General features: G+C 33.2%; 2 protein-coding genes. One reads left to right on the plus strand and one right to left on the minus strand.

Features of this window, described 5'->3' with window-relative positions:
• A partial coding sequence (locus tag GW846_06435; protein ID NDK10382.1) for a Tat pathway signal protein occupies positions 1-391 on the plus strand: 391 nt, incomplete at its 5' end.
• A 43-nt stretch (positions 392-434) separates the two neighbouring features.
• On the opposite strand, the gene GW846_06440 is transcribed toward GW846_06435, so the two are convergent.
• Positions 435-1,028: a hypothetical protein gene (locus GW846_06440; protein NDK10383.1), complete on the minus strand. Its 594-nt coding sequence runs from the start codon at positions 1,026-1,028 to the stop codon at positions 435-437.
• Positions 1,029-2,255 lie beyond the last annotated feature (1,227 nt).

Below are 2,255 nucleotides of genomic sequence, written 5' to 3' on the forward strand. Positions count from 1 at the left end.
TGATAGTTATAATTTTGACGGAAAAAAATTTTTTGGTTACTCGGCGCGTGGCACTTCCGGACCAGATTCTACTTTTGATGATGGTACGATTGCTCCCTACGCTGCCGGTTCATCCATTCCTTTTGCACCGGAGATTTGTATCCCAACGTTAAATTCGCTTTACAAAAATTATGGTGAAAAAGGTCTCTGGGGTAAATACGGATTTGTTGATTCTTTCAATCCAACCCTTAACTGGTTTGATAAAGACAATCTCGGAATTGATCAAGGTCCGATGCTTTTAATGATAGAAAATTATAGGAGCGGTTTTGTCTGGAAATATTTAATGAAAGATGAGTTGGTAAGAAAAGGTTTAACAAGATTGGGATTTACACACAAGTGATTATTCTCTTAGCGTTTCTTGTATCCACTAAATAAGCTGAATATTTTATCATCATTTACCTTTTAAATAATTGTTGCCTAACGCTCCGGTTAACCTGGCGTGCCAATGACCTTTCCGTGCAGCACCGCCGTGCTTCTCGCGCTCAGGTTGAACCGGTTGTTAGAAATTCGGATTTATCTTCTAAATCTTTTATATACCTTAAGAATTCATCTAATAAATCGTTAAAATGTTCTTCTAAACCATAGTTTTCCGGATTTGGGTAAAAACGTAGTCCATGGTCAATGTATTTAAATTGACTATTCCAATTAAATTGATCCTGTGTTAGCCAAAATTCTTTTCCCTTCTCAATCCATAACCCCAAAAATGGTATATCAGTTTCAGATTGATACCAGTTTACTGCAATTACAATAATTAGTTGTTTTTCTTTATACTCACAAGTGATTCGGGCATTGAGCAAAGGATATTCAGGCCAAAATGTTGTACTTTTTATACTTTCTAATTGCGGTACCACCAATCCCCAGTCCTGACGTGTCTTAAGTATTAACTGCAATTTATTCTGAAGTTCTTTCCGAAATGTATTGTATACGTCCGTGGCCTTTTTATAGCGAGAAAAACCTTCATTAATAAATGTATCTATTTCACGACTCATAACACAATCCTTTTTCTAGTATATCAATCTTTATTTCGACTTGTTCTCTTGGCTTATGCAATACAAGATATCCTTGAAATCCAATTAGCAATTGTTCAATTGCACCTATAAAAGTAATTGCCCAAGTTTTCCAAACTATTGATTCTTCGCTAAACAATGATTTCCTTAGGGAGATTGAAACATCTTCCCAAGTTATACTTTTTATTTCTATAGATTTTGCAGTTAATTCTATTATTTTTTCCCAATCTGGAATTTGATTAGACATAAGTAAAATATAATTATACCAGTTGTTTTTATTTACAGAATGCTTATTCCTAAATGATTCGCTTGTTTCGAAAGTTTTCGATAAACTCATATCACCAGTCTTTACTTCTATATGTGTATATATTTCATTTTTCCACTTGATAATTATGTCTGATCTATAATTACTGCTAATTTCTTCTCTGGTAACATATGCTGGTTTTGAATAATTTAAAGCTTCAATATTTTGTATTTTGAATAAATGTTTTGCAAAGGTGCCGGTTTTGGAATTTTCCAGTAAAAAAGCCAACCAATCCGACCAATCTTCTTCTCTTGACAACCTTAATGGTCGAAATTTTTCCCAATTTTCATTTGTTGGATCTCCGCCATATTCTGAAAGAATATGGTTCCATTTTTCCAATAAAGGATATAACTTTTGAAATTGAGACTCAACGATTTGGTTGTAAAATGGAATTAGCTGATCGAAATCATACCAAACACTGCTACTTTTTTTTGTACTAATATTCCATCTGTCAAATATTTTCCAACTTAGCGATATTTCTCGTGCAATATTTCCATTCATTTTTTTTATATATTTCTCATTCTCAATCGGAAGACGACCATCAGCTTCTCTTCTATGGTAAGTGTCACATAAAATACATCTGTTTATTATATTTCCCATATGCCAATAAGTGAAGTCACCTATATCAAGATAGACGACAGTTTTTTGATAAAACAATTCCTTGTAACCATTGATATCAATGAAATTGGCAAATAATACAAATAAATCATTTTGGACCTTTTCTTGTACAATATATTCATGTGGCCATGTGTCTGCATAAGTTTTTGCAAAGGTCCAATTGCATTTCTCAATAAACTTATTTATGTTTTCTAAAACGTCATCCATACGAATTTCCTTTTTCCTCTGGCCGCAGGCTCTTTCTAACGGCGTGTTATGTTAAAATGCAACACAACCGAATTAATTAT

The organism is Candidatus Gracilibacteria bacterium (assembly GCA_010119145.1).
Taxonomy (GTDB): Bacteria; Patescibacteriota; Gracilibacteria; order BD1-5; family UBA6164; genus JAACSU01.